Origin of the sequence: Morganella sp. EGD-HP17 (genome assembly GCF_000512315.2) — a bacterium.
Classification (GTDB): Bacteria; Pseudomonadota; Gammaproteobacteria; order Enterobacterales; family Enterobacteriaceae; genus Morganella; species Morganella morganii.
Map to the genome: position 1 here is coordinate 97,910 of NZ_AZRH01000001.1, position 21,673 is coordinate 119,582.

Sequence of the window (21,673 nt, forward strand, 5' to 3'; positions counted from 1 at the left end):
GACTAGTTTGCGGCACCCAGCGGGGCAAGATTACCCTGCTTAAACTCCAGCCACGGCAGGTGACGGTAAACGGTGCAGTTATCAGTGACAGTGATGTCTCCGCTGGCGCCATTCATGCGCAGAGTATGACGCTGCATATCACCGAACTGATTCGCCAGACGCCATGCATCCATGCCCATCGCATAGAGGCGGACACGGGTATAGTCGTTGCCGAATTTCCCGGCTGCCTGACTCAGTAACTGCGGATTACCGCCCGCAATCAGCGGGATATCTGTCAGTTTCAGCCCTTCCATTTCAAACTGAAAATCTTTGCCGGTTCCGGCTTTATTGCTGCGGGAGCTGGCATAAAACGCCGGGCGTCCGCGCGCACTGGTGGCAAATTCCAGCGCCGGTTTGATGTAAATCAGCTGATCAGAGGTGGCGATAATATAGACAGAGTCCACACCGCCGCTGACAGGCTGCGGCTGTACCACGGTACCGTCCGGCTGCGCTGCCGCTGATGAGGATGGCTGCACCGGCACGCCGGTCAGTGAAAGTGAACTGCCCGGATTGCCGGAGAAGGTCTGATGCAGTACCAAACCACCACCATTTTTCTGCCACTCATCGGCAAAGCTTTGTGCGATCCGGCGGCCGAAGCTGTTATCCGGTGTCAGTACCAGCGGCGCGGTTTTGTTATCCTGACGGATAAACTGTGCGGCGTTGCGGGCTTCATCTTCCGGTGAAAGTGAGAAGTAGCAGACATTCGGACGGGCGATTGGTGTATCTAATTCATTGAGCGCCAGAATGTTCAGCGGGGTGTTTGCGGTTGCCAGTGTGGCCACATCCCCTTTGAGCAGCGGCCCGACAATCAGGTCCATGCCGTCAGCCTGTGCCTGCGCCAGCAGAGTTGCCAGCGGTTTGCTGTCGGTATCATAGATTTTCACGTCAGTGACAGTGCGGGACTCGCCGCTGTACGGCAGTACCTGCGGGGCAGATACCGGACTTGCGGCGGTTGCGCCGTCTGCGGTGCTGTCATTTGACGGTGCACCGTTTGCTTCATCCGGTGCGGTGATATCTTTATCCGGATCTGCCGGGCTGAGGGTGGTCTGTGCCGGAACGGCGCTGACCGGCTGTGCGGCCGGAATATCAGCAACCCGGTAACCGGTACTGTATACCGCGCCGTTTTGTGCATCAGTAAAGCCCTGACGGATAGCATCACCCATCAGTTTCGCCTGGCCGCTCAGCGGCAGGAACAGGGCAACGCGGGCATTTTTACCGGTCTGGCCGTAGGTGCTGCTCAGGGTCTGGATAAGGTCCTGCGGCAGGGATTTGGCGGCCGGGTTATCCGGGTAACGGATTTGCCAGTCACCCAGTGCGGCGGAAAGCGCTTTCAGATCCTGCTGGTTGTTCTGATACAGAATAAGCAGATCAACCCAGCCCTGTAAGACGCTTTCATCAGCGTTAACCTGAATGTTATTGCGCTCTTCGGGGGTAAAACGTGTTAGCATCAGCCAGGTTTCATCAATATTCTGCTGATGTGCATCCGGATCAGTGAGCAGCGGCTCCTGAGCGATATAAGCACGGATTGCGTCAACGGACGGCTTTCCGGCGGCTGCATCAATAATCTTCTGATATTGCTGAACCTGTGTTTCCGGCTGGCCTTTGCCGGCTGTGCCCGCATGCCGGTTCTCAAGTGTACAGCCTGAGAGAACCAGCGTGGAAAAGAGTGCGGTACAAAGTAATTGCCTGCGGTAACGCGATAAAGTTAAGGAAAACATACTGTACCCGGTTATAGTTTTCTGAAAGCTCAATTCTAATGTGATCATCTGGACGAAACAATGAATCAACCTAATCAAGCCGTGGTTGCGGCAGCGACACTTTATGTTGTGCCGACACCGATCGGTAATCTGAATGACATCACAGCACGTGCTCTTGAGGTGCTCACGAATGTCGATCTGATTGCAGCGGAAGATACCCGGCATACCGGCTTATTACTTTCGCACTTCGGTATTAATAACCGGTTGTTTGCGCTGCATGATCATAATGAACAGTATAAAGCAGATCAATTAATTACCAAATTACAGTCCGGGATCAGTATCGCATTAGTGTCCGATGCAGGTACACCTTTAATTAACGATCCCGGTTACCATCTGGTCCGCCGCGCCCGTGATGCGGGGCTTACTGTGATCCCGCTGCCCGGTGCCTGTGCGGCTGTCACCGCGCTGAGTGCTGCCGGTCTGCCCTCTGACCGTTTTTGTTACGAGGGATTTCTGCCGGCCAAAACCAAAAGCCGGCAGGACACACTGCGGACGCTGGCCGATGAACCGCGCACGCTGATTTTTTATGAATCCACCCACCGCATTCTGGATACACTGGCCGATATGGTCACCGTCTGGGGGGAAGACCGTTATGTGGTGCTGGCGCGGGAGCTGACCAAAACCTGGGAATCCATTCAGGGGAAACCGGTCGGGGAACTGCTGGCCTGGATTAAGGAAGACGAAAACCGCCGCAAAGGGGAGATGGTACTGATTGCGGAAGGTGCTAAGCCGGTGCAGGATGAGGAATTCAGCCCGGAAATTCTGCGTGCACTGGCGATTGTGCAGAAAGAACTGCCGCCGAAAAAAGCGGCTGCGGTGGTGGCGGAACTGTACGGCGTGAAGAAAAATGCTCTTTACCGTTACACCCTGGACGGGGATTCTGCCGCAGAGTGATGCCTTTTCCGCCATCCGCTCTTCCGGAGCGGAGTTATTCTGTACATCAGCGGGAAAGCTGCTTATAATCCGCAGCGGAGTCAGCCAGGCAATCGCTGCTTTATCGTAGTCCCTCCGGGAGACGGGTAAAGGGGAGGAAAGTCCGGGCTCCACAGGGCAGGGTGCCAGATAACGTCTGGGAGGCGCGAGCCTACGACCAGTGCAACAGAGAGCAAACCGCCGATGGCCCGTAAGGGCACAGGTAAGGGTGAAAGGGTGCGGTAAGAGCGCACCGCGCGGCTGGTAACAGTCCGTGGCACGGTAAACTCCACCCGGAGCAAGGCCAAATAGGGGTTCATATGGTGCGGCCCGCACTGAACCCGGGTAGGCTGCTTGAGCCAGTGCGTGAGTGCTGGCCCAGAGGAATGATTGTCCACGACAGAACCCGGCTTAACGGCTGACTCCTCACTATCACAACCCCGCGTCTGACGCGGGGTTGTTTCATTTCAGGCCGTGTGTCAGGCCAGAATATCAATAAGCAGTGCCCGGCAGGGCGTTTTCGCCTGAAAGGTCACTTCCCGGCTGTCCTGAATAAACGCGCCGTCACCGCATTCAATTATCCCCTGTTTCTGCCCGTCATCCGCCGTCACTGTACCGTGAACCGACTGATAGAATGCCCGTTTACCGTACAACGGCAGTGTCAGGGATTCACCGGCAGGAAGCAGGATATGGGAAATCCGCACCCCCTGCTGTAAATCAAGACTGCCGTCTTCACCATCCGGCGAGGCAATCAGCTGTACCGGCTGCTGTGTCAGCATCAGTTTTTGTGAACTGCCGCGCAGGCTGCCGCGTGCAGCTTTCAGCCAGATCTGAATCCGGGTCAGCGGTGATTTCTCACAGGGATTGGTTTCAGTGTAACTGACATCCCTGCGCGGTGAGAAAAACAGACACTCATCCTGTCTGCTCTCCAGATACAGTCCGTCATTATCACGAATATCGTGCTTCCCTCTGAGGATCAGGTTTACAATATCCACATCGGGATAGGATTTGGGCTGGAAACCGGCACCGGGAGCCAGTACCTCCTGATTCAGTGCTTTCAGCGGGCCGTACCCCATAAATTCGGGGTCAAAATAGTGCCCGAAAGAGAAAGCATATTTCGCCTGTAACCAGCCATAGTCGGCGGACCCGGCCTGTCCGGCGGTTCTGTGTATAATCATAATGGTCTGCCTGTTATTCTACATGGTGAAATAATAAAGGGCTGGACGCTGAATTGTTAGCCAGTTAATCTGGTGGCGACATTCAAAATTTCTGACTGAGATAATGATGAGTAAAGACAAAGCGTTAACGCTGGAATCATTGCGCGTGATGGATGCCATCGACCGCCGGGGAAGTTTTGCGGCGGCGGCGGAAGAACTGGGGCGTGTACCGTCCGCCCTGAGCTATACCATGCAGAAACTGGAAGAAGAGCTGGATGTTGTTCTGTTTGACCGCTCGGGTCACCGGACAAAATTCACTAATGTCGGGCGGATGCTGCTGGAGCGCGGCCGCCTGCTGCTGGAAGCGGCGGATAAACTGACCAGTGATGCGGAAGCACTGGCAAGAGGCTGGGAGCCGCATCTGACCATCGTCTGTGAGGCGCTGATCCCGACGGCCTCGCTGTTCCCGCTGGTGGACAAACTGGCACAGAAATCCACCACTCAGCTGACTCTGGCCACCGAAGTGCTTGCCGGTGCCTGGGAGCGGCTGGAAACCGGGCGTGCCGATATCGTGATTGCGCCGGATATGCATTTCCGCACTTCTTCTGAAATCAACTCCCGCCCGCTCTATTCTGTGGTGAATGTGTATGTGGCGGCACCGGATCACCCGATCCACAAAGAGCCGGAGCCGTTATCCGATACCACCCGGGTGAAATACCGGGGAATTGCCGTGGCGGATACTGCCCGCGAACGTCCGGTACTGACGGTGTTACTGCTGGACAAACAACAGCGCCTGACGGTCAGTTCTATTGATGATAAACGTCGTGCCCTGCTTGCCGGACTGGGTGTGGCGAGCATGCCGTACCCGCTGGTGGAAAAAGATATTCAGGAAGGCCGCCTGAAAGTGATCGGCTCCGAATACAGCCATGAAACCAATGTGATTATGGCGTGGCGCCGCGACAGCATGGGTGAGGCCAAAGCCTGGTGTCTGCGGGAAATTCCGAAATTGTTTAGTGGAAAATAATTATTGGCGCTTACCATCAGATACCTGCCCGGTTATCCGCGGCAGGTATTTTTTTGTGTGCCGGAGGCCGGTTGCCGGGAAATGCGTTAATCAATAATAAGAACAACAGCGATTGACCGGTGATATATATCCGTTAGCATTCAGTGAATATTCACCGGCAATAAAAGGTATGTCATCAGTGTATTTGCAGGAGGCAACGTGGATCTGAAGCGGTTTATGTCGGATGAGAATTTCGCACTCGATCATAGCTTTATAGAAAAAGTCATTTATATCAATCTCGAATCCCGGCCGGATCGCAAAAACGATATTATGGAAGCACTGGAAAGTATTTAAATCCCCCACCATAAAATTATCCGCTTTAATGCGGTTAAGAAAAAACCGGGATTTCTGGGATGTGCGCTTTCTCATGCCGCTGTGATGAAAATGATCGCTGAAAATGACTGGGGACCGGTGCTGGTTGTTGAGGATGACTGCAATTTTTATTGCGATGATGAACATATTCTGCAGGCTAATCTCTTTTTATCCGCGCTTCAGAAAAGAGAGTGGGATGTTGCATTATTAGGCGGAAATTATTACAACGTTTATGAGCATGAAGCGGATATTTGTTCTCTCAGCCTTAAATATGCATATTGTGCCAATGCCTATATTGTGAACCGGGGTTATGCGGAAAAAATGATGCATATTTTTGATAAATCTGTTCAGAAACATCCGCCGGAGCGGATGTTTCACAATAGTATTATTTATTATATTGCTGTGTGGCTTTGCCTGAATGCAATTACCATTTCTTTTTCAGTAAATAATCGATACTGAATTTACCCGGTCCGGTAACAGCCAGCAGTAAATAACCGCCTGCAATGGTAAAGTTTTTCATAAACATTAACTGGTTGGCACCTTCCGCAAAATTACTGTGGAACAGCAGGGCGGTCAGCACAGTAAAACCAAAGGTGAAAATCGCGGTTGTGCGGGTTAAGAAACCAAACAGGATGGCCAGGCCGCCGCCCAGTTCAAGCAGAATGGTTAACGGCAGCAATGCCCCCGGAACACCCATTGCCTGCATATATTGCTGAGTTCCTGCATAAGCATCCCCTAATTTGCCGTATCCGGCCACAATAAATAAGACAGGCATCATGATACGTGCGACTAAAATAGCGTAGTTGTTCATTGTTAGATCCTTATTAGCTCAACAATACTGAATAGTAAATATGACGATTGAGTCACATATTCTTTTGTTTAAATGGCACGATATGCCAATCCGTTTCGTTGGGATAATAGTAAGTGCGAATGAGAAGGATTGTTAGCAAGAATTCTTAATAAACAACATCAAAAATTTTGAATCCGGGGGGCGGGATACGTCAGTTCTGCCTGTTACGGGGGAAACTGCTCTGAAGTGTGCGGAAAACACCCCACAGTCCCAGGGCGCGTTGTCCCCAGCGGATAAGTTTTTTCGGATGGCGGACAGCAAAGACGGAAAACAGGCTGACACCGGCGACAACCAGCGGACGCAGTTGTGACAATGTTTGCCAGGTGCGGTCAAATGATTCGGTTTTTTTCAGCCACTGATCCGTGGCCTGTGACAAATCGCTGCGCTGGGCAGCGATAGTGTCAATCAGTGCCTGCTTTTTGCGGGCGCGTTCAGCACGCAGATGCTTATTCATGATCCTGCTCCTGCTTTTTTCTTTCCAGCAGTTGCCTGTCGATCGCCAGCTGTTCGCGGGTTGCGCCCAGCAGGGATGAACGGCGGGCTTTGCGGACGGCCCACAGGGCGAAAATCAGTGCCCCGCCGAGCAGAACAGATGTCATGATAATCACCGCGGTCAGGCGGTACACAGGATCAACGGCCCACATAACCAGAATCATCAGGCTCATCAGACCGAATGCTGTCAGCAGCAGAGCGGCACCGGCCAGCAGAATCAGCTGGATCAGGTTGGATTTCTCTTCCTCCAGCTCAGTGGCGACAAGCCTGAGCCGGGTTTCTGCCATGCTGATAACGATGGCGGCGATACGTGTCAGTGTATCAAGGAGCCCTTTGCCGGGCCCCTGCGGACGCTCCTGATCGGTCATAACTCAGCGGCGGGCCAGTAAAACACCTAACACCACACCGACAGCGGCACCGATACCGACTCCGGTCCACGGATTTTCGCGGACATAATTATCGGCTTTGCCTGCGATCTCTTTTGTCTGCTGCACAACCTGCTCTTTCCCTTCCGCGAGACGGGTACGGGAATTTTCCAGCGCGGCCTGTGCTTTTTTCTTCAGTGAATCCACTTCTTCTTTGGATTTACTTTCTGCCGTATTCAGCACAGATTCCAGGGTGTCAGCCAATGATTTCAGTTCAGCGCGTAACTCTTCATTTGTATGATGTGACATAGGAACTCCTCGTGGTGGTTATAGCGTAACAGATTCAAAGTAACCGCTTTTTATCTGCAATTAAAGGTAAATTATAGTTTATTTTCCGGTATTGTTCTGCACATTGCGGGTGATGACGGGGTAATTCAGAGGAAATGACGCTGAAACGGCGGACAGAGAGATAATGTTTCCCGGCCGGCTGCTGTAATTGCACCGGCCGGAAAAATAGTCTGGTAATTTATTGTGCGTGAGTGTCGTCAGACGTTTTTGTCCGCTTGCGTTTCCACACCACCCACAGGCTGGCGAGTAAACCAAAGACCAGCAGCACCACCGGGATCAGCATCAGAATATTCATCAGATGATGCTCATATTTTCGGAAAATCGGGCTGATACCGAGGCAGTAACCGAGAGACGTTAAAATACCGACCCACAGGAAGCCGCTCAGCCAGTTGAAGAACTGAAAACGGCGTGAATTCAGACCGGCGATCCCCGCCAGCATCGGCAGCAGGGTACGGACAAACGCCAGAAAACGGCCGACTAACAGCGCCGCAAGGCCGTGACGGTGGAATAAACTGTGTGCCCGCTGATGGTAATGCGGCGGCAGATGAGACAGCCAGCCTTTCACTATTTTGGTATTACTGAGCCAGCGCCCCTGTAAATAGCCCACCCAGCAGCCGAGACTGGCACCGGCGGTGAGGACAATCAGGGTTGTCGGGAAATCGAGAGTATCTTTGGCGATCAGTACCCCGACAAGAATCAGCAGGCTGTCGCCGGGTAAAAACGCAGCGGGAAGCAGGCCGTTTTCCAGGAAGAGAATGGCAAACAGCATAATGTAAATCGCCCACAGCAGGGACGGGTTTGACAGGGTTTCATAGTCCTGATGCCAGAGGGCGAAAAAAAGTTGCTGCATTGTTTCCATCAATTATTCCCGGATCTGAAGTAAGCTTATTTCATGTTATGGGGCATTTCTGCGGATATGACCGGAACCCCTGATATATACACTGGTAAATCCGGCCACTTTAGCAAATTAGGGGTAGCGGAGACAGTGAATTTTTCCCGCAGCCCCGAAACAATATTAAGATTAAATTCAGCCTTTTGCAGATTATATTTTACGGGAAATCAATAAGTTCTGTAATGAAATGTCAATTACCGGTCAAACCTGCTGTAAATGAAGGATTTTTCTTAAATAATGTTATGTTGAACATCTGTTTTATTTTCCGGCTGCGGCAGTTGCAGGCGTTCACAGACGGCCTGCGCCACATTATCCAGTAACTGATAACGGCGGCGGTATTCGGCACGTTTTTTACTGGCTATTTCATCAATGGGTTTACGCGGCAGGGTCAGCGGTATTACATATTCGTGCTGCGGATTGGCGGTGCCACCGACAGATTCCCAGAACGAATTATAATCGGCCACCCATTGTGTCAGTTTTTTATGGCGGTAACGGCGGCTGCGGTAAATATGGGTCTCATTACTGGTGGCAATAATCTGCTGACACTGAAACAGTGAGGCGATAAGGCAGATAACTTCCGTCAGAATGCGTTTAGGGAATACACCGTGACAGTTTTTAGTCGCCGCCCGGATAGCATTGTGAGCCTGCTCACTGACGCCGCCCTGGAGCGCGCCGATAAACAGTGACCGTTTTTCATTCAGGTTCAGCAGGGTGAATGCACTGCGGGCCAGGATCTCACCGGCATCATCCCGCATTTCCAGCGTCAGCTCGCCCTCTTTGTTAAATGCATCCTGCACATCCAGCCAGAGGTGACAGAGGCTCTCTTTTCCTTCAACCGGGCAGAGATAAAACTGCTCATTGCTGTAGATACGGCTGAATACAGCCGGTGGCAGAACGGCTTTGGTGATCCGGTAATGGTCGCAGATAGCCGCCGATTTGTTTTTCCGGTGAAAATTAATGCTCAGATACGGGCGCTGTAATTTGGTCGGCAGCAGCGGCTGCTTTTTCAGAATAGCATCACAGCAGGCAGTGTTTGTCAGGCCGGACAGGTATTTCATGGTGGACAGCGGCATAAACAGGCTGCGGGCCGCGAATTTTAAGCGGTTACGGGCGGAGTCCCAGTGCATACCGGGACAGCATTCTTTGGTGAGTAGTTGTTTGAACAGCAGGAGGCCGGACATAGTAGTGCCTTTAATGAATGAAATTATTACACAGTGAAACAATTCACCCATTTTAACGGCAGAATAAAGATAAAAATTAAAAAAAGCTTATCGCCGGGCAGCAGTCTTAACGGAATTTAAGGATTCCGTGGAAATCCGGCTGTTACAAAAATACAACAATTGGTTGTATTATCACCGGTAAATACGATGAAAATTGAATTATGATTTAAAATCATACTGTTATTCGTGTATTTGCTGCCACTGACGGAAAACGGGCTGCCGGGATTCATTAGTAATATTCAGGGGATTTTTATTATCCGCCGGTATTTTATCTTGCCGGAGGGAATAACCACTGCAAAAAACGGAAAAACCGGCAAAATAACCGTGGTTTTTCAGCAGAAGAGAAATAACAACAGAGAAAAATAGTAATGAAAACTAAACAATATTAATGAACCGCCTTCTTGTTTCTGTTAATAATTTGTAATTTGCTTCGTTTTGCGGGATATAAAACTGTATTTTCACTTAATTTATGAATTTAAAAACTGAATTATGTTTATTTTACAGAGTAAAAAATTGTGATCATGTCGGCATTTATGAAAAATTATTAGTCATCATAAAATGCATTGAATGTATATATGTTATTGATATTTATAATTTTATTATTAATTTCGTAACGTGATTTATAGTTCTGAGATCATTTAAAATGCAATGAATTTGGCGCAAAGTAATGACATTACCTCAGCGTAATTTACTATTTTGGAGCTCATTGTGAATCAGTCAGAACTTATCACGCTCGCCTCTGCGAATGCGTTAAATAAAGATTTCGAAGTTAAATACCAAAACGTCATCAGTGATTTCTTCAGCCGGGATCCCGGCAAATGGCCGATTTTTAATCACCCGCAAATTCAGGCAATTACTCAGTTCCGCCAGACCACCGACGCGGATGTGCAGCAGATCAACCGCTATCCGCAGGGTAAGGATCTTTTTGCACAACTGGCCGGTGAGTCACATGTCCGTCAGAACGTGATCCGTCCGGGAGAAGGGCAGGATGATTTACTGGTGTTTGCGTCCGCGCTGTGCAAAAACTGGGAAAACCCGCTGGCCGTGGAAAACGTTATCGCCATGCCGTCAGACCCGGCAGTTTACGGCTCTATGCTGGGCTTGCTGGGTAACCCGAACATGGTGTACTGCGAATACTCCGGTGTGGCGGATAACATGGAAAAAACCGTTATCCGTAAAGTGGCCAATCTGATTGGCTATGATGCGGACAAAGCATCCGGTCTGTTCACCCAGGGCGGAACCATGTGCAATCTGTACGGCTATCTCTTCGGGATCCGTAAATCGCTGAAACAGTCAAAACATCTCGGGATGTCCGTTGATCAGGATTTCCGGATCATCAACTCACAGGGCGGTCACTACTCCAATATGACTAACCTGTCCCTGTTAGGTGTGGATATCACAAATAAAACAATCCGTATCCGGGTGGCGTCAGATAACACCATTGACCTGGCGGATCTGGAGCAGCAAATCCGTGCCTGCTATACCGTCCACTGTAAGATCCCGGTGATCCTGCTGACCGCGGGAACAACCGATACCTTTGGTGTCGATGAAATCAAACAGGTTTATGATCTGCGCAACCGCCTGTGTGAAGAGTTCGAAATTACAGAAAAACCGCATATTCACGTGGATGCGGCGGTCGGCTGGCCGATTATTTTCTTTATTGATTATGATTTTAACACCAACCCGCTGGCGATTAACGATGCCACCCTGGCTGGTCTGCGTCACAATGTTGAGAAATTTAAACAGCTGAAATATGCAGATTCCATCACTATCGACTTCCACAAATGGGGTTATGTGCCGTATACCTCGAGTCTGGTGATGGTGCGTGACGGTGATGATTTCAAAGCACTGGAAAATGACCCGGAAAACTTCACCTATTTTGAGCATGCGCTGGAAGGACAGACTCACCTGCAATCCACCATTGAATGCAGCCGCAGCGGTGTCGGTGTGTTCGGGGCTTATGCCGGATTGCATTATCTGGGGGTTGAGGGTTATCAGACCATCATTGCGCACTGTCTGCAAAATGCGAACTACATGCGCAACCAACTGCTATCCATGGGCAATGCCTGTGTGATGGTGCCGGAAAACCAGGGGCCGAGTGTCGGTTTCCGTCTCTATTCACCGAAACTGGTGAATGATCCGCAGGCAATGTTTGCACACGAACTGACCTGTGCCGGAGATAAAACGGCCTATGACATGATGGTGCGCAACAGCCGCTGGCATCGTGAGCTGTTCCTGAAACGCGGTAAAGCAGGACTGTTTACCAACTGGGTGGATTCTATCGCCTGCTCGGCCTATGCGGAGCATAACCGGTTCGCGTATATTCCGGGGGAAAAGGCGGTCTTTATGAACCCGGTGACGCAGCGTCATCACATCGATGCGTTTGCAAAAATGCTTAAAACCATGAGTGCAGAATAAAAAAGGGTGTTTTTTTCTTTTCTGTTTGTGGTATAAGAGAAAAAGAGCGTCACGGCAGTGTCATATAACGGCACTGCCTGTGAAGCAAAAATTAATGATTTTCAGAGAAGAGTAAACCGATGAACCGCATGATGAACCGTCAGCTAAGCCTAAACCTACTACTCAGTTAGGTGGCTTCGTTTATCTGTTTTTCTTCATAAGCCACCAGTAAGGTGGCTTTTTTGTGCGTGTAAACCTGCTGGTGGAACTGTTTTTTTCGGGAGAGTTCCTATGATGTCAGGTTTTACCGCAAGGATTATTATCAGCGCAGTTTCACGATCGGTCTGTTGTTCTGCCGCCGCTTCTGTCTCTCAGATAACACAGCAGGAGGCCGTATGAGTCAGCAATGGACATCCCGTTTTGGTCATATCTTAGCCGCTGCCGGGTCTGCCATCGGCATCGGCGCCATCTGGAAATTTTCGTATGTAGCCGCCAATAACGGCGGTGGCGCCTTCCTGGTTGTTTTCCTCTTATTCAGCTTTGTTATCGGTCTCGCGGTATTACTGGCTGAAAATATCCTCGGCAGCAGCACCCGCAGTGAAGCCGTCAACGCCTTTAAAAAAATGATGGGACGCCACTGGGCGTGGATCGGGGTTATCGGCGTATTCAGCTCCTGGTGTATTTACAGCTTCTACAGCGTGGTCGGTGGCTGGACTATCGGTTACACCGTGATGGCCGCCGCCGGAGAGCTGAACATTACTGACAGCAGCCAGCTGACCGGCATTTTCACCCGCTTTATCAGTAACCCGTGGTGGCCGGTGATTGCCCACCTGGTGTTTGCGGGGATGACCTGCTTTGTGGTACTGGCCGGGGTGCAGCGTGGGCTGGAAAAATCCGTGAAAGTAATGATGCCGTTACTGTTTATTATTATGATCGTGCTGATTATCGTCGGGATAAGCTTACCGGGCTCATCCGCCGGACTGAAATTATTCCTGTATCCTGATTTCAGCAAACTGACCGGCAAAGGCGTGCTGGATGCGCTGGGGCTGGCTTTCTTCTCCCTCTCTATCGGTCTGGGGATCCACATTACATACAGCGCGTATTTGTCTGATAACAAAAGCATTGCCAACTCCAGTATGTGGGTGGTGATCCTCTCGTGCATGGTGTGTGTGCTGGCCGGACTGATGATTTTCCCTGCATTAGCGGCGGCCGGTCTGGAAGCGAATGCCGGTCCGGGTCTGACCTTTATGACCATGCCGGTGTACTTTGCCCATCTGCCGGGCGGATCTGTGCTGGCAGTGACGTTCTTTGTCCTGTTGCTGATGGCGGCGCTGACATCTGCTATCTCACTGCTGGAGCACATTGTGGCGTATGTTCAGATGCGTTTTCAGTGGACACGCCGCAGAGCGGGCCTGGTGGTGACGGCATCGATTATGTTGATGGGGATCCCGGTGTCATTATCTTTTGGGCCGTTAAGTGATGTGACGCTCGGCGGGAAAACGATTTTTGATATCCTCGATTACCTGACATCCAATATTCTGATGCCGCTGTTCGGTATTGCTGTCTGCCTGATTTTCGGCTGGTCACGTAAAGCGAATGCGCTGATTCCGGAAAATATTACCGGACTGAAACGTCAGAGTTTATTACTGGTCTGGCGTTATGTGGGACCGATCTGTATCGGTGTGATTCTGGTACACGGTCTGATCAGTTAATAACAGATAAAAAACGGCCCGCATGCGCAGGCCGTTGTGTTTTACTGACTATCAGAACCGGTAATTCCCCCCCCGGGAAGCCGCTGAATGAGCGGGCGGCATCGGTTTTGATGCTCATCTCATTAAAAAAGAGCAGAAAGGATGAAAATGAAATGATTGTTTCAGGTGATCATCACTATTAAAACGAATAATAAACAGAATATAAATTGTCCGCCTACGTATAAATAGCTGACTGTTTTACAAGGATAATCGTCTTATTATGCATTTTCAGGTGTTATTCACTATTTTTACTCTTTTTGTGGTGATAATAGCTGATTAATTAGATTTGATTTATCCCGGAAGAAAAATAAGATATTTAATATTAATTGATTTAAATCAAAATAAATAACTCTCCATATTATGGAAATTGATTTTTTTAGTGATAAATAACTGCGTGACTTTATTGAAAATAGCATTTATTTGAGCTTAACCGATTAAATAACACCGGATGAGAATGTATTTCATTTTTATTTTAAATGGCTGTGGTTATGTGAAATTCATTATTCACCCTGATTCAGTTAATTCTGAAAACACGCAGGGTTGTATCTGAATAACGGGTGAGAAGCAGATGGTAAATGCTGCCTGTTTTCCTGTCGGTAGTGAAAAATTCCGCCATTCTCATTGCGGGTAGCCGGTGCGCTATATATTAAATTGATATAAATTAATAAAACCGATAAATAGATTAAATGTTAAAAATAGAAAAAATTCTCATTATCTGTAAAATAATATTTCAGATTTTATTTTTTTGTTTATTGATTATGTTCCGTGTCTCAGTAATTTAATAATAACCGGATTATATTAATATTAAATTAACACAATGGAATATAGAGAATGATCGAAGATAATACCTTTATTACTTCTGATATCACTTCTGAGGGTATTGACCGGCGAAGCTTTCTGAAACTCTGTGCGGCCTTAGCGGCCACCATGGGTCTCAGTGCAAATGCATCTGCCGAAATCGCGGCGTCCGTCAGCCGTAAGGATTGTCCCCCCGTCATCTGGATATCTGCACAGGAGTGTACCGGTTGCACTGAGTCCCTGCTCCGGGCGACGCACCCGACCATCGAAAATCTCATCCTTGATATGATTTCGCTGGAGTACCACGAGGTACTCTCGGCAGCATTCGGTCATCAGGCTGAAGCCAATAAGCACAATGCGATTGAGAAATACAAAGGCAAATATGTGCTGGTGGTGGACGGCTCTGTACCGGTGAAGGATAACGGCATTTACTGCATGATTGCCGGCGAGCCGATTGCCGATCACATCCGCCGGGCAGCGGAGGGCGCTGCCGCAATTATTGCCATCGGCTCCTGTGCCGCCTGGGGCGGTGTGGCTGCCGCCGGTGATAACCCGACCGGCGCGGCATCACTGGAAGCGGTTCTGCCCGGCAAAACCGTGATTAATATTCCGGGCTGCCCGCCTAACCCGCATAACTTCCTGGCAACGGTTGCCCACATCATCACTTATGGCAAAGCCCCGGGGCTGGATGACAAAAACCGGCCGCTGTTTGCTTACGGTCGTCTGATCCACGAACACTGCGAGCGCCGCGCTCACTTTGACGCCGGACGTTTTGCCAAAGCATTCGGCGACCACGGTCACCGTGAAGGCTGGTGCCTCTATCACCTCGGCTGCAAAGGACCGGAAACGCACGGCAACTGCTCCACACTGCAGTTCTGTGATGTCGGCGGCGTGTGGCCGGTGGCTATCGGGCATCCCTGCTATGGCTGTAACGAGGCCGGAGTGGGCTTCCACAAAGGGATCCACCAGCTCGCCGGGGTACAGAACCAGACACCGCGTTCTGAAAAACCGGATGTGGCTCTGAAAGAGGGCGGTTCGGTATCGGGCGGCGCTATCGGTCTGCTTGGCGGCGTGGTTGGTCTGGTGGCCGGTGTCAGTGTGATGGCTGTCCGTGAGCTGGGCCGCCAGCAGAAGAAAAACCGGTCCGGCGATCCGCGGGGAGAGTAACTGTGAACAGGCGTGACTTTATTAAAGTGGCTTCCGGCGGGGCATTACTGCTGGGTAATACATCCGTGAGCCACGCGGCGGCGGAGAACCGCCCGCCTATCCCCGGTGCATTAGGCATGCTGTATGACTCCACTCTGTGTGTCGGCTGCCAGGCGTGTGTGACCAAATGCCAGGATATCAACTTCCCCGGCCGTAATCCGGAAGGGGCGCAGACGTGGTCTAACAATGACAAGCTGTCGCCGTACACCAACAACATTATCCAGGTGTGGACGAGCGGTACCGGCGAACACAAAGATCAGGAAAAAGACGGCTATGCCTACATCAAGAAGCAATGTATGCATTGTGTCGATCCGAACTGTGTCTCCGTCTGCCCGGTCGGTGCGCTGAAAAAGCATCCGGTCACCGGTATTGTGCATTATGACAAAGATATCTGCACCGGCTGCCGCTACTGCATGGTCGGCTGCCCGTATGATGTGCCGAAATACGATTACGACAACCCGTTCGGTATGATCCACAAGTGTGAACTCTGTAACCAGAAGGGTGTTGAACTGCTCGATAAAGGTGGTTTACCCGGCTGTGTGGAAGTGTGTCCGACCGGGGCGATTATCTTCGGCACCCGCGAAGATCTGATGAGTGAGGCGAAAAACCGTCTCGGGCTGACAGCCGGAGAGGAATATGCCTATCCGCGCCAGACACTGAAAACCGGCGATAACTACAAACATCCCGTGCCTTCCTATTACCCGCATCTGTACGGTGAAAAAGAGGGTGGCGGAACCCAGGTGATGGTACTGACCGGCGTGCCGTATAAAAATCTGCAGTTGCCGGAACTGGCTGAACTCTCCACCGGAGCCCGCTCTGAAAACATCCAGCACACGCTGTACAAAGGGATGATCCTGCCGCTGGCGGTACTGGCCGGGCTCACTGTGCTGGTGCGCCGCAACAGCAAAAATGACACTCACGACGGAGGTGATGATCATGAGTCATGATCCCAAACCCCTCGGCGGCAAATTATTCAGTAAGCCGATCATCATTTTCGGGCCGCTTGTTATCCTCTGTGTTCTGCTTATCGTCAAACGTCTGGTCTTCGGGCTGGGGTCAGTCTCTGATCTGAACGGTGGTTATCCGTGGGGGATCTGGATTGCGTTTGACCTGCTGATCGGTACCGGTTTTGCCTGCGGCGGCTGGGCGCTGGCGTGGGCGGTGTATGTGTTCAACAAAGGGGAATATCACCCGCTGGTGCGTCCGGCGCTGCTGGCGAGCCTGCTGGGGTATTCACTGGGCGGATTGTCTATCACCATTGACCTCGGCCGTTACTGGAATATGCCGAACTTCTTTATTCCGGGTATTTTCAACGTTAACTCCGTCCTGCTGGAAACCGCGGTCTGTATGACGATTTATATCGGCGTGATGGCACTGGAACTGGCACCGGCATTCTGTGAGCGCATGGGCTGGAAAGTCTCCCTTAAGCGGCTGAACAAAATCATGTTCTTTGTGATAGCGCTCGGCGCGCTGTTACCGGCCATGCACCAGTCCTCGATGGGCTCCCTGATGATTGCGGCGGGCTATAAAGTGCATCCGTTGTGGCAGAGTTATGAAATGCTGCCGCTGTTCTCTCTGCTCACCGCCTTTATTATGGGATTCTCCATTGTGGTATTTGAAGGCTCCCTGGTACAGAGCGGCCTGAAAGGCAACGGTCCCGATGAAAAACGCCTGTTCGGCAAGCTGGCACTGACCGTCAGTGTGCTGATGGCACTGTTTCTGGTGCTGCGCTTCGGGGAACTGATCTACCGCGGCAAGCTCGGACTGGCTTTCGCCGGGGATTATTACGCTGTGCTGTTCTGGTGCGAGATTGTGCTGATGGCGATTGCACTGGCGGTCTTCAGTATCCCGGCGTTCCGCCGTGACTCCCGGCTGCTCTACATTGGCGCACTGAGCATGATGCTCGGCTGTGCGGCATGGCGTCTTGCCTATTCATTGCTGGCGTTTGATCCCGGCAATGGCTATCACTACTTCCCGACGGCGGAAGAACTGTTAATTTCCATTGGTTTCGTGGCTGTTGAGATCTGCGCTTACCTTTTCCTGATCCGCCTGTTACCGATACTCCCTGCAGTCAATAAAACCGCAGCTCACCCTTATCATGAGGCAAGTAAGTCATGAGCCAGATAATTACGATTGATCCGGTTACCCGTATCGAAGGACATTTACGCATTGACTGTGAAATCGGCGATGGTGTGGTCACCAAAGCCTGGGCGTCAGGTACCATGTGGCGCGGAATGGAAAAAATCGTCAAAGGGAAAGATCCGCGTGATGCGTGGATGATCCTCCAGCGCATCTGCGGTGTCTGTACCACCACACACGCACTGGCATCGGTGCGTGCCGTGGAAAATGCCCTGAACCTGGATGTGCCGGTAAATGCGCAGTATATCCGCAATATCATTCTGGCGGCGCACACCACCCATGATCATATTGTCCACTTTTATCAGCTCTCCGCGCTGGACTGGGTGGATATCACCTCCGCGCTGAAAGCGGATCCGGCAAAAGCCTCTGCCATGCTGAACGGCGTTTCTGACTGGCCGCTCAACAGCACGCAGGAATTCGTCAGAGTGCAGGATAAAATCAAAGCACTGGTGGAAAGCGGGCAACTGGGGATTTTTGCCAACGGCTACTGGGGACACCCGGCGATGCAGTTGCCGCCGGAAGTGAACCTGATTGCCGTCGCACACTATTTACAGGCGCTGGAATGCCAGCGCGATGCTAACCGTATTGTGGCGCTGCTGGGTGGCAAAACGCCGCACATTCAGAACCTGGCGGTCGGCGGCGTGGCAAACCCGATTAACCTCGACGGTATCGGTGTGCTGAACCTGGAACGCCTGATGTATATCAAATCATTTATCGACAAGCTGAATGATTTCGTTGAGCAGGTTTATAAAATTGATACTGCGGTCATTGCTGCATTTTACCCGCAGTGGTTTGAAACCGGGCAGGGCGCAGTGAACTACCTGAGCACCCCGGAATTCCCGACCGACGGCAAAAACGGCAGTTTCCTGTTCCCGGGCGGCTACATTGAAAACGCTGACTTAGCGACTTTCCGCCCGATCGATTCCCAGACGGATGCTTTCCTGCTGGAAGGGATTCAGGAAAGTTCTCCGCACTCCTGGTATCAGGATGAAGCGCCGCAGAAACCGTGGGAAGGCACAACTGAGCCGAAATACACCGGCTGGGATCCGGACGGTAAATACTCGTGGGTGAAATCACCGACGCTGTACGGCAAAACCGTGGAAGTCGGCCCGCTGGCCAATATGTTCTGTAAACTGGCGGCAAAACACCCCGGCACAGCCGAAAAACTGAATGAAATTATCGCGGTTTACCAGACCCTGACCGGCAACACCCCGGAGGTAAAACAGCTGCATTCCACACTCGGGCGGATTATCGGCCGTACGGTGCACTGCTGTGAATTACAGGCGGTGTTGCAGAACCAGTATGCCGCGCTGATCGCCAATATCGGTACCGGGGATCATATCACTTATGTGAAACCGGAATTCCCGGCCACCGGCGTGATAAAAGGCGTGGGTTTCCTGGAAGCACCACGCGGCATGTTATCGCACTGGGTGGTGATCAAAGACGGCGTGATTGAGAACTATCAGGCGGTGGTACCGTCCACCTGGAACTGCGGGCCGCGCAATCACGATAATGTGGCGGGGCCGTATGAGCAGTCGCTGGTCGGGCTGAAAATTGCTGATCCGGAAAAACCGCTGGAAGTGGTGCGCACTATCCACTCATTCGACCCGTGTATGGCATGTGCGGTTCATATTGTTGATGTTGATGGCCGTGAAACGGTATCAGTGAAGGTGCTGTAATGCGGATTCTGGTATTAGGTGTCGGCAATATTCTGCTGACTGACGAAGCTATCGGTGTGCATATCGCGGAAGCACTGGCGGAGCGCTATATCCTGCCGGATTATGTGGAAGTGATGGACGGCGGCACGGCGGGGATGGAACTGCTCGACAGCATGGCCGGGCGGGATCATCTGATTATCACTGACGCTATTGTGACGGCGAAAAGCGCCCCGGGCACCATCCGCATTCTGCGGGATGAGGAGGTTCCGGCGCTGTTCACTAATAAAATCTCCCCGCATCAGCTGGGGTTATCCGATGTCTTGTCCGCGCTGCGGTTTACCGGGGAATTCCCCGCCAAACTGACGCTGGTGGGCGTGGTTCCGGCCTCGCTGGAGCCGGATATCGGTCTGACCCCGCAACTGCAGGCTGCCGTTGAACCGGCACTGCAGCAGGTGCTGGCTGTACTGCGTGAATCCGGTGTTGAGGTGGTGAAGAAGGAGACGGCAGATGCCTGAGGATATTCAGGGCTTTATGCACAGCCCGACAGAGCAGATCCGCAACGCGTTTGAAAAAGTAGCGGCGGATACTATGCACGATCTCACCTTCCTGCACCCGTCAATGCCGGTTTATGTCACGGAACTGACGCTGTTTGAAGGGCAGTGGACGGGTTGTGTGATCACGCCGTGGATGTTCAGTGCCGTGATTTTTCCGGGGCCGGAGCAGCTCTGGCCGCAGCGTAAAGTCAGTGAAAAAATCGGCCTGCGGCTGCCGTACGGCATCATGACATTCACCGTCGGTGAGCTGGAGGGCGTATCTCAGTATCTGGCGTGTTCGCTGCTGTCGCCGTTGCCGCATACACTGTCACCGCAGGAAGGGATGCGGCTGGCGGATGACAGTGCGCGTATGCTGCTTTCACTGCCGGTCACGGACCCGGATGCTCCGGCGATGGCCGGGCGCAGGGCGCTGTTTACCGGAAAACCGGTACCCCGGCATGCATGAGTTATCCCTGTGTATGAGTGCGGCGGACATTATCCGCGAACAGGCTGAACAGCACGGCATTGCGCGGGTAACGGATGTCTGGCTGGAAGTCGGCGCACTGGCGGATGTTGAGGAGAGTGCACTGCATTTCTGTTTTGATATCGCCTGCCGTGATACCGTGGCGCAGGGCTGCACACTGCATATTGATGTTATCCCGGCACAGGCATGGTGCTGGGATTGCAGCCGTGAGGCCGAAATCATGCAGCACGCCGGATGCTGTCCGCACTGCGGCAGTGAACGGCTGCGCATCAGTGAAGGTGATGATTTGCGGGTAAAAAGCCTGGAAGGTGAGTGAGTTTTACGCCGCCGCCGTATTCAGCAGCCAGCGGGCGAATTGCTGCATGGCCGGGGTTTCCGTACGGGACTGTAACCGCGTCAGCCAGTAGCCGCCGAGGGTGATTTCTGCGGCAAACGGCTGTACCAGTGCGCCTGACTGTAACAGGCGGCTGAACATACATACCGGTGCGATCGCTACCCCGGCACCCAGTTGTGCCGCCTCGGCCATGGCCAGTGAGGTATCGAACACCATTACCGGCTGTGACGGGGAAGGCGGTGTGCCGCCCGCACAATCCAGCCAGCGGCTCCATTCATCCCGGCGGAATGAGCGCAGCAGGGTAAAGCGGTGAACATCATCCGGCTGCTGTAACTGTTCTGCAATGGCCGGTGAGCACAGCGGAGCGTGTGGTGCACTGAAAATCAGTTCCGCATCTGACTCATGCCATGCGCCGTTACCGAAACGGATCGTATAATCATGCCCTTCCGCCGCCGGGTCCACATGATTGTTATGGGTGGAGATATGCAGATCAATATGCGGATGGCTGTCATAGAATCCGGTCAGACGCGGCAGCAGCCAGCCTGCGGCAAATGTTCCCACCGCACCGACTTTCACCCGCTCACGGAACTGCCCGTGAGAAAAACACTCCAGAGTATCCGCAATCCGGTCAAACGCCTCATTGAGCACCGGCAGTAATCCCTCACCTTCATGGGTCAGCACCAGTCCGCGTGAGACGCGGGTAAACAGCACACAGCCGAGTTGTTCTTCCAGAGCCCTGACCTGCTGGCTGACGGCGGCATGGGTGACATTCAGCTCAATCGCCGCACGGGTAAAACTGAGATGACGGGCGGCGGCCTCAAAGGCGCGCAGCGGGTTAAGGGGGAGATAACGTCTGACCATAATCCACCTGTAAGTTTTTCTTTAGGCTCTTGTTATAATTAACCGTTTGTTCTGTCCGGTGAATCTGACGATACTTGCCGCCGTCACTCACACACGGAAGGTTAA

Annotated in this window: 22 protein-coding genes and 1 other RNA gene; 14 read left to right on the forward strand and 9 right to left on the reverse strand. The window is 51.9% G+C overall.

Going from position 1 to position 21,673, the window contains the following annotated elements; translation table 11 throughout:
- Nucleotides 1-2: 2 nt before the first annotated feature.
- Entirely contained in the window at nt 3-1,757 is a 1,755-nt protein-coding gene (locus X965_RS00465; RefSeq protein WP_004236361.1) for a penicillin-binding protein activator, read from the reverse strand.
- Between the two features lie 60 nt (nt 1,758-1,817).
- On the opposite strand from X965_RS00465, the gene rsmI reads away from it, so the two are divergent.
- Nucleotides 1,818-2,690: a 16S rRNA (cytidine(1402)-2'-O)-methyltransferase gene (gene rsmI, locus X965_RS00470; RefSeq protein ID WP_036412939.1), complete on the forward strand. Its 873-nt coding sequence runs from the start codon at nt 1,818-1,820 to the stop codon at nt 2,688-2,690.
- A gap of 76 nt (nt 2,691-2,766) precedes the next feature.
- An RNA gene (gene rnpB / locus X965_RS02400) (RNase P RNA component class A) lies at nt 2,767-3,138 on the forward strand.
- A gap of 49 nt (nt 3,139-3,187) precedes the next feature.
- On the opposite strand, the gene X965_RS00475 is transcribed toward rnpB, so the two are convergent.
- Nucleotides 3,188-3,886, reverse strand: a complete 699-nt coding sequence (locus X965_RS00475) for a pirin family protein (protein ID WP_036416580.1) — start codon at nt 3,884-3,886, stop codon at nt 3,188-3,190.
- Nucleotides 3,887-3,992: 106 nt separating this feature from the next.
- On the opposite strand from X965_RS00475, the gene X965_RS00480 reads away from it, so the two are divergent.
- The 3 genes from X965_RS00480 (at nt 3,993) to X965_RS00485 (ending at nt 5,699) form a co-directional block, all read left to right on the forward strand.
- Entirely contained in the window at nt 3,993-4,889 is an 897-nt protein-coding gene (locus tag X965_RS00480) for a LysR family transcriptional regulator (protein ID WP_015422972.1), read from the forward strand.
- Nucleotides 4,890-5,087: 198 nt separating this feature from the next.
- Entirely contained in the window at nt 5,088-5,222 is a 135-nt protein-coding gene (locus X965_RS19865) for a hypothetical protein (RefSeq protein ID WP_256364898.1), read from the forward strand.
- Nucleotides 5,223-5,276: 54 nt separating this feature from the next.
- Complete coding sequence (locus X965_RS00485; RefSeq protein WP_225903346.1) at nt 5,277-5,699, forward strand: glycosyltransferase family 25 protein; 423 nt, start codon at nt 5,277-5,279, stop codon at nt 5,697-5,699.
- Here the strand turns inward: X965_RS00485 and X965_RS00490 are convergent.
- The 6 genes from X965_RS00490 to X965_RS00515 form a co-directional block, all read right to left on the reverse strand.
- On the reverse strand, nt 5,665-6,051 hold the full coding sequence (locus tag X965_RS00490) for a DoxX family protein (protein WP_004240479.1): 387 nt from the start codon (nt 6,049-6,051) through the stop codon (nt 5,665-5,667). The genes X965_RS00485 and X965_RS00490 overlap by 35 nt on opposite strands.
- 190 nt (nt 6,052-6,241) lie before the next feature.
- On the reverse strand, nt 6,242-6,544 hold the full coding sequence (locus tag X965_RS00495; RefSeq protein WP_004236367.1) for a YqjK-like family protein: 303 nt from the start codon (nt 6,542-6,544) through the stop codon (nt 6,242-6,244).
- Nucleotides 6,537-6,950 carry a phage holin family protein gene (locus tag X965_RS00500; protein WP_004236368.1) on the reverse strand — a complete coding sequence of 138 codons (414 nt, stop codon included), beginning with the start codon at nt 6,948-6,950 and terminating at the stop codon, nt 6,537-6,539. The genes X965_RS00495 and X965_RS00500 overlap by 8 nt, the downstream gene beginning before the upstream one ends.
- Nucleotides 6,951-6,953: 3 nt before the next feature.
- Nucleotides 6,954-7,256: a YqjD family protein gene (locus X965_RS00505; protein ID WP_004236369.1), complete on the reverse strand. Its 303-nt coding sequence runs from the start codon at nt 7,254-7,256 to the stop codon at nt 6,954-6,956.
- Nucleotides 7,257-7,473: 217 nt separating this feature from the next.
- Nucleotides 7,474-8,154, reverse strand: coding sequence for a DedA family protein (locus tag X965_RS00510; protein ID WP_004236370.1), 681 nt, complete (start codon nt 8,152-8,154; stop codon nt 7,474-7,476).
- Nucleotides 8,155-8,417: 263 nt separating this feature from the next.
- Nucleotides 8,418-9,368 carry a VirK/YbjX family protein gene (locus X965_RS00515; protein WP_004236371.1) on the reverse strand — a complete coding sequence of 317 codons (951 nt, stop codon included), beginning with the start codon at nt 9,366-9,368 and terminating at the stop codon, nt 8,418-8,420.
- 747 nt (nt 9,369-10,115) lie between these two features.
- Between X965_RS00515 and X965_RS00525 the strand changes: the two genes are divergently transcribed.
- The 9 genes from X965_RS00525 (at nt 10,116) to hypA (ending at nt 20,689) form a co-directional block, all read left to right on the forward strand.
- Nucleotides 10,116-11,825 carry a pyridoxal-dependent decarboxylase gene (locus X965_RS00525; RefSeq protein WP_004240468.1) on the forward strand — a complete coding sequence of 570 codons (1,710 nt, stop codon included), beginning with the start codon at nt 10,116-10,118 and terminating at the stop codon, nt 11,823-11,825.
- Nucleotides 11,826-12,199: 374 nt separating this feature from the next.
- Entirely contained in the window at nt 12,200-13,516 is a 1,317-nt protein-coding gene (locus tag X965_RS00530; protein WP_004236374.1) for a sodium-dependent transporter, read from the forward strand.
- An 870-nt stretch (nt 13,517-14,386) separates the two neighbouring features.
- The gene (gene hybO, locus X965_RS00535; RefSeq protein ID WP_036416587.1) at nt 14,387-15,520 is read left to right on the forward strand and encodes a hydrogenase 2 small subunit; all 1,134 of its coding nucleotides are present in this window, start codon (nt 14,387-14,389) and stop codon (nt 15,518-15,520) included.
- Between the two features lie 2 nt (nt 15,521-15,522).
- Complete coding sequence (gene hybA / locus X965_RS00540; RefSeq protein WP_036416591.1) at nt 15,523-16,506, forward strand: hydrogenase 2 operon protein HybA; 984 nt, start codon at nt 15,523-15,525, stop codon at nt 16,504-16,506.
- Nucleotides 16,496-17,677 (forward strand): Ni/Fe-hydrogenase cytochrome b subunit, encoded by a 1,182-nt coding sequence (gene hybB / locus X965_RS00545; RefSeq protein ID WP_015422968.1) that lies wholly within the window; start codon nt 16,496-16,498, stop codon nt 17,675-17,677. Before hybA ends, hybB begins: the two co-directional genes overlap by 11 nt.
- Nucleotides 17,674-19,377, forward strand: a complete 1,704-nt coding sequence (gene hybC / locus X965_RS00550; protein WP_036416594.1) for a hydrogenase 2 large subunit — start codon at nt 17,674-17,676, stop codon at nt 19,375-19,377. Before hybB ends, hybC begins: the two co-directional genes overlap by 4 nt.
- On the forward strand, nt 19,377-19,871 hold the full coding sequence (locus X965_RS00555; RefSeq protein WP_004236381.1) for a HyaD/HybD family hydrogenase maturation endopeptidase: 495 nt from the start codon (nt 19,377-19,379) through the stop codon (nt 19,869-19,871). The genes hybC and X965_RS00555 overlap by 1 nt, the downstream gene beginning before the upstream one ends.
- Nucleotides 19,864-20,355 carry a hydrogenase-2 assembly chaperone gene (gene hybE / locus X965_RS00560; protein WP_004236382.1) on the forward strand — a complete coding sequence of 164 codons (492 nt, stop codon included), beginning with the start codon at nt 19,864-19,866 and terminating at the stop codon, nt 20,353-20,355. Before X965_RS00555 ends, hybE begins: the two co-directional genes overlap by 8 nt.
- Nucleotides 20,348-20,689 carry a hydrogenase maturation nickel metallochaperone HypA gene (gene hypA / locus X965_RS00565; protein ID WP_004193196.1) on the forward strand — a complete coding sequence of 114 codons (342 nt, stop codon included), beginning with the start codon at nt 20,348-20,350 and terminating at the stop codon, nt 20,687-20,689. Before hybE ends, hypA begins: the two co-directional genes overlap by 8 nt.
- Nucleotides 20,690-20,692: 3 nt before the next feature.
- Here the strand turns inward: hypA and ampR are convergent, their stop codons facing one another.
- Entirely contained in the window at nt 20,693-21,568 is an 876-nt protein-coding gene (gene ampR, locus X965_RS00570) for a LysR family transcriptional regulator AmpR (RefSeq protein WP_004236384.1), read from the reverse strand.
- Nucleotides 21,569-21,673: the final 105 nt, after the last annotated feature.

Excerpts from the sequence above, each read along its gene's own strand:
- X965_RS00465 (WP_004236361.1), bottom strand. The coding sequence starts at position 1,757 with ATGTTTTCCTTAACTTTATCGCGTTACCGCAGGCAATTACTTTGTACC.
- rsmI (WP_036412939.1), top strand. The coding sequence starts at position 1,818 with ATGAATCAACCTAATCAAGCCGTGGTTGCGGCAGCGACACTTTATGTT.
- X965_RS00475 (WP_036416580.1), bottom strand. The coding sequence starts at position 3,886 with ATGATTATACACAGAACCGCCGGACAGGCCGGGTCCGCCGACTATGGC.
- X965_RS00480 (WP_015422972.1), top strand. The coding sequence starts at position 3,993 with ATGAGTAAAGACAAAGCGTTAACGCTGGAATCATTGCGCGTGATGGAT.
- X965_RS00490 (WP_004240479.1), bottom strand. The coding sequence starts at position 6,051 with ATGAACAACTACGCTATTTTAGTCGCACGTATCATGATGCCTGTCTTA.
- X965_RS00495 (WP_004236367.1), bottom strand. The coding sequence starts at position 6,544 with ATGAATAAGCATCTGCGTGCTGAACGCGCCCGCAAAAAGCAGGCACTG.
- X965_RS00500 (WP_004236368.1), bottom strand. The coding sequence starts at position 6,950 with ATGACCGATCAGGAGCGTCCGCAGGGGCCCGGCAAAGGGCTCCTTGAT.
- X965_RS00505 (WP_004236369.1), bottom strand. The coding sequence starts at position 7,256 with ATGTCACATCATACAAATGAAGAGTTACGCGCTGAACTGAAATCATTG.
- X965_RS00510 (WP_004236370.1), bottom strand. The coding sequence starts at position 8,154 with ATGGAAACAATGCAGCAACTTTTTTTCGCCCTCTGGCATCAGGACTAT.
- X965_RS00515 (WP_004236371.1), bottom strand. The coding sequence starts at position 9,368 with ATGTCCGGCCTCCTGCTGTTCAAACAACTACTCACCAAAGAATGCTGT.
- X965_RS00530 (WP_004236374.1), top strand. The coding sequence starts at position 12,200 with ATGAGTCAGCAATGGACATCCCGTTTTGGTCATATCTTAGCCGCTGCC.
- hybO (WP_036416587.1), top strand. The coding sequence starts at position 14,387 with ATGATCGAAGATAATACCTTTATTACTTCTGATATCACTTCTGAGGGT.
- hybB (WP_015422968.1), top strand. The coding sequence starts at position 16,496 with ATGAGTCATGATCCCAAACCCCTCGGCGGCAAATTATTCAGTAAGCCG.
- hybC (WP_036416594.1), top strand. The coding sequence starts at position 17,674 with ATGAGCCAGATAATTACGATTGATCCGGTTACCCGTATCGAAGGACAT.
- X965_RS00555 (WP_004236381.1), top strand. The coding sequence starts at position 19,377 with ATGCGGATTCTGGTATTAGGTGTCGGCAATATTCTGCTGACTGACGAA.
- hybE (WP_004236382.1), top strand. The coding sequence starts at position 19,864 with ATGCCTGAGGATATTCAGGGCTTTATGCACAGCCCGACAGAGCAGATC.
- hypA (WP_004193196.1), top strand. The coding sequence starts at position 20,348 with ATGCATGAGTTATCCCTGTGTATGAGTGCGGCGGACATTATCCGCGAA.
- ampR (WP_004236384.1), bottom strand. The coding sequence starts at position 21,568 with ATGGTCAGACGTTATCTCCCCCTTAACCCGCTGCGCGCCTTTGAGGCC.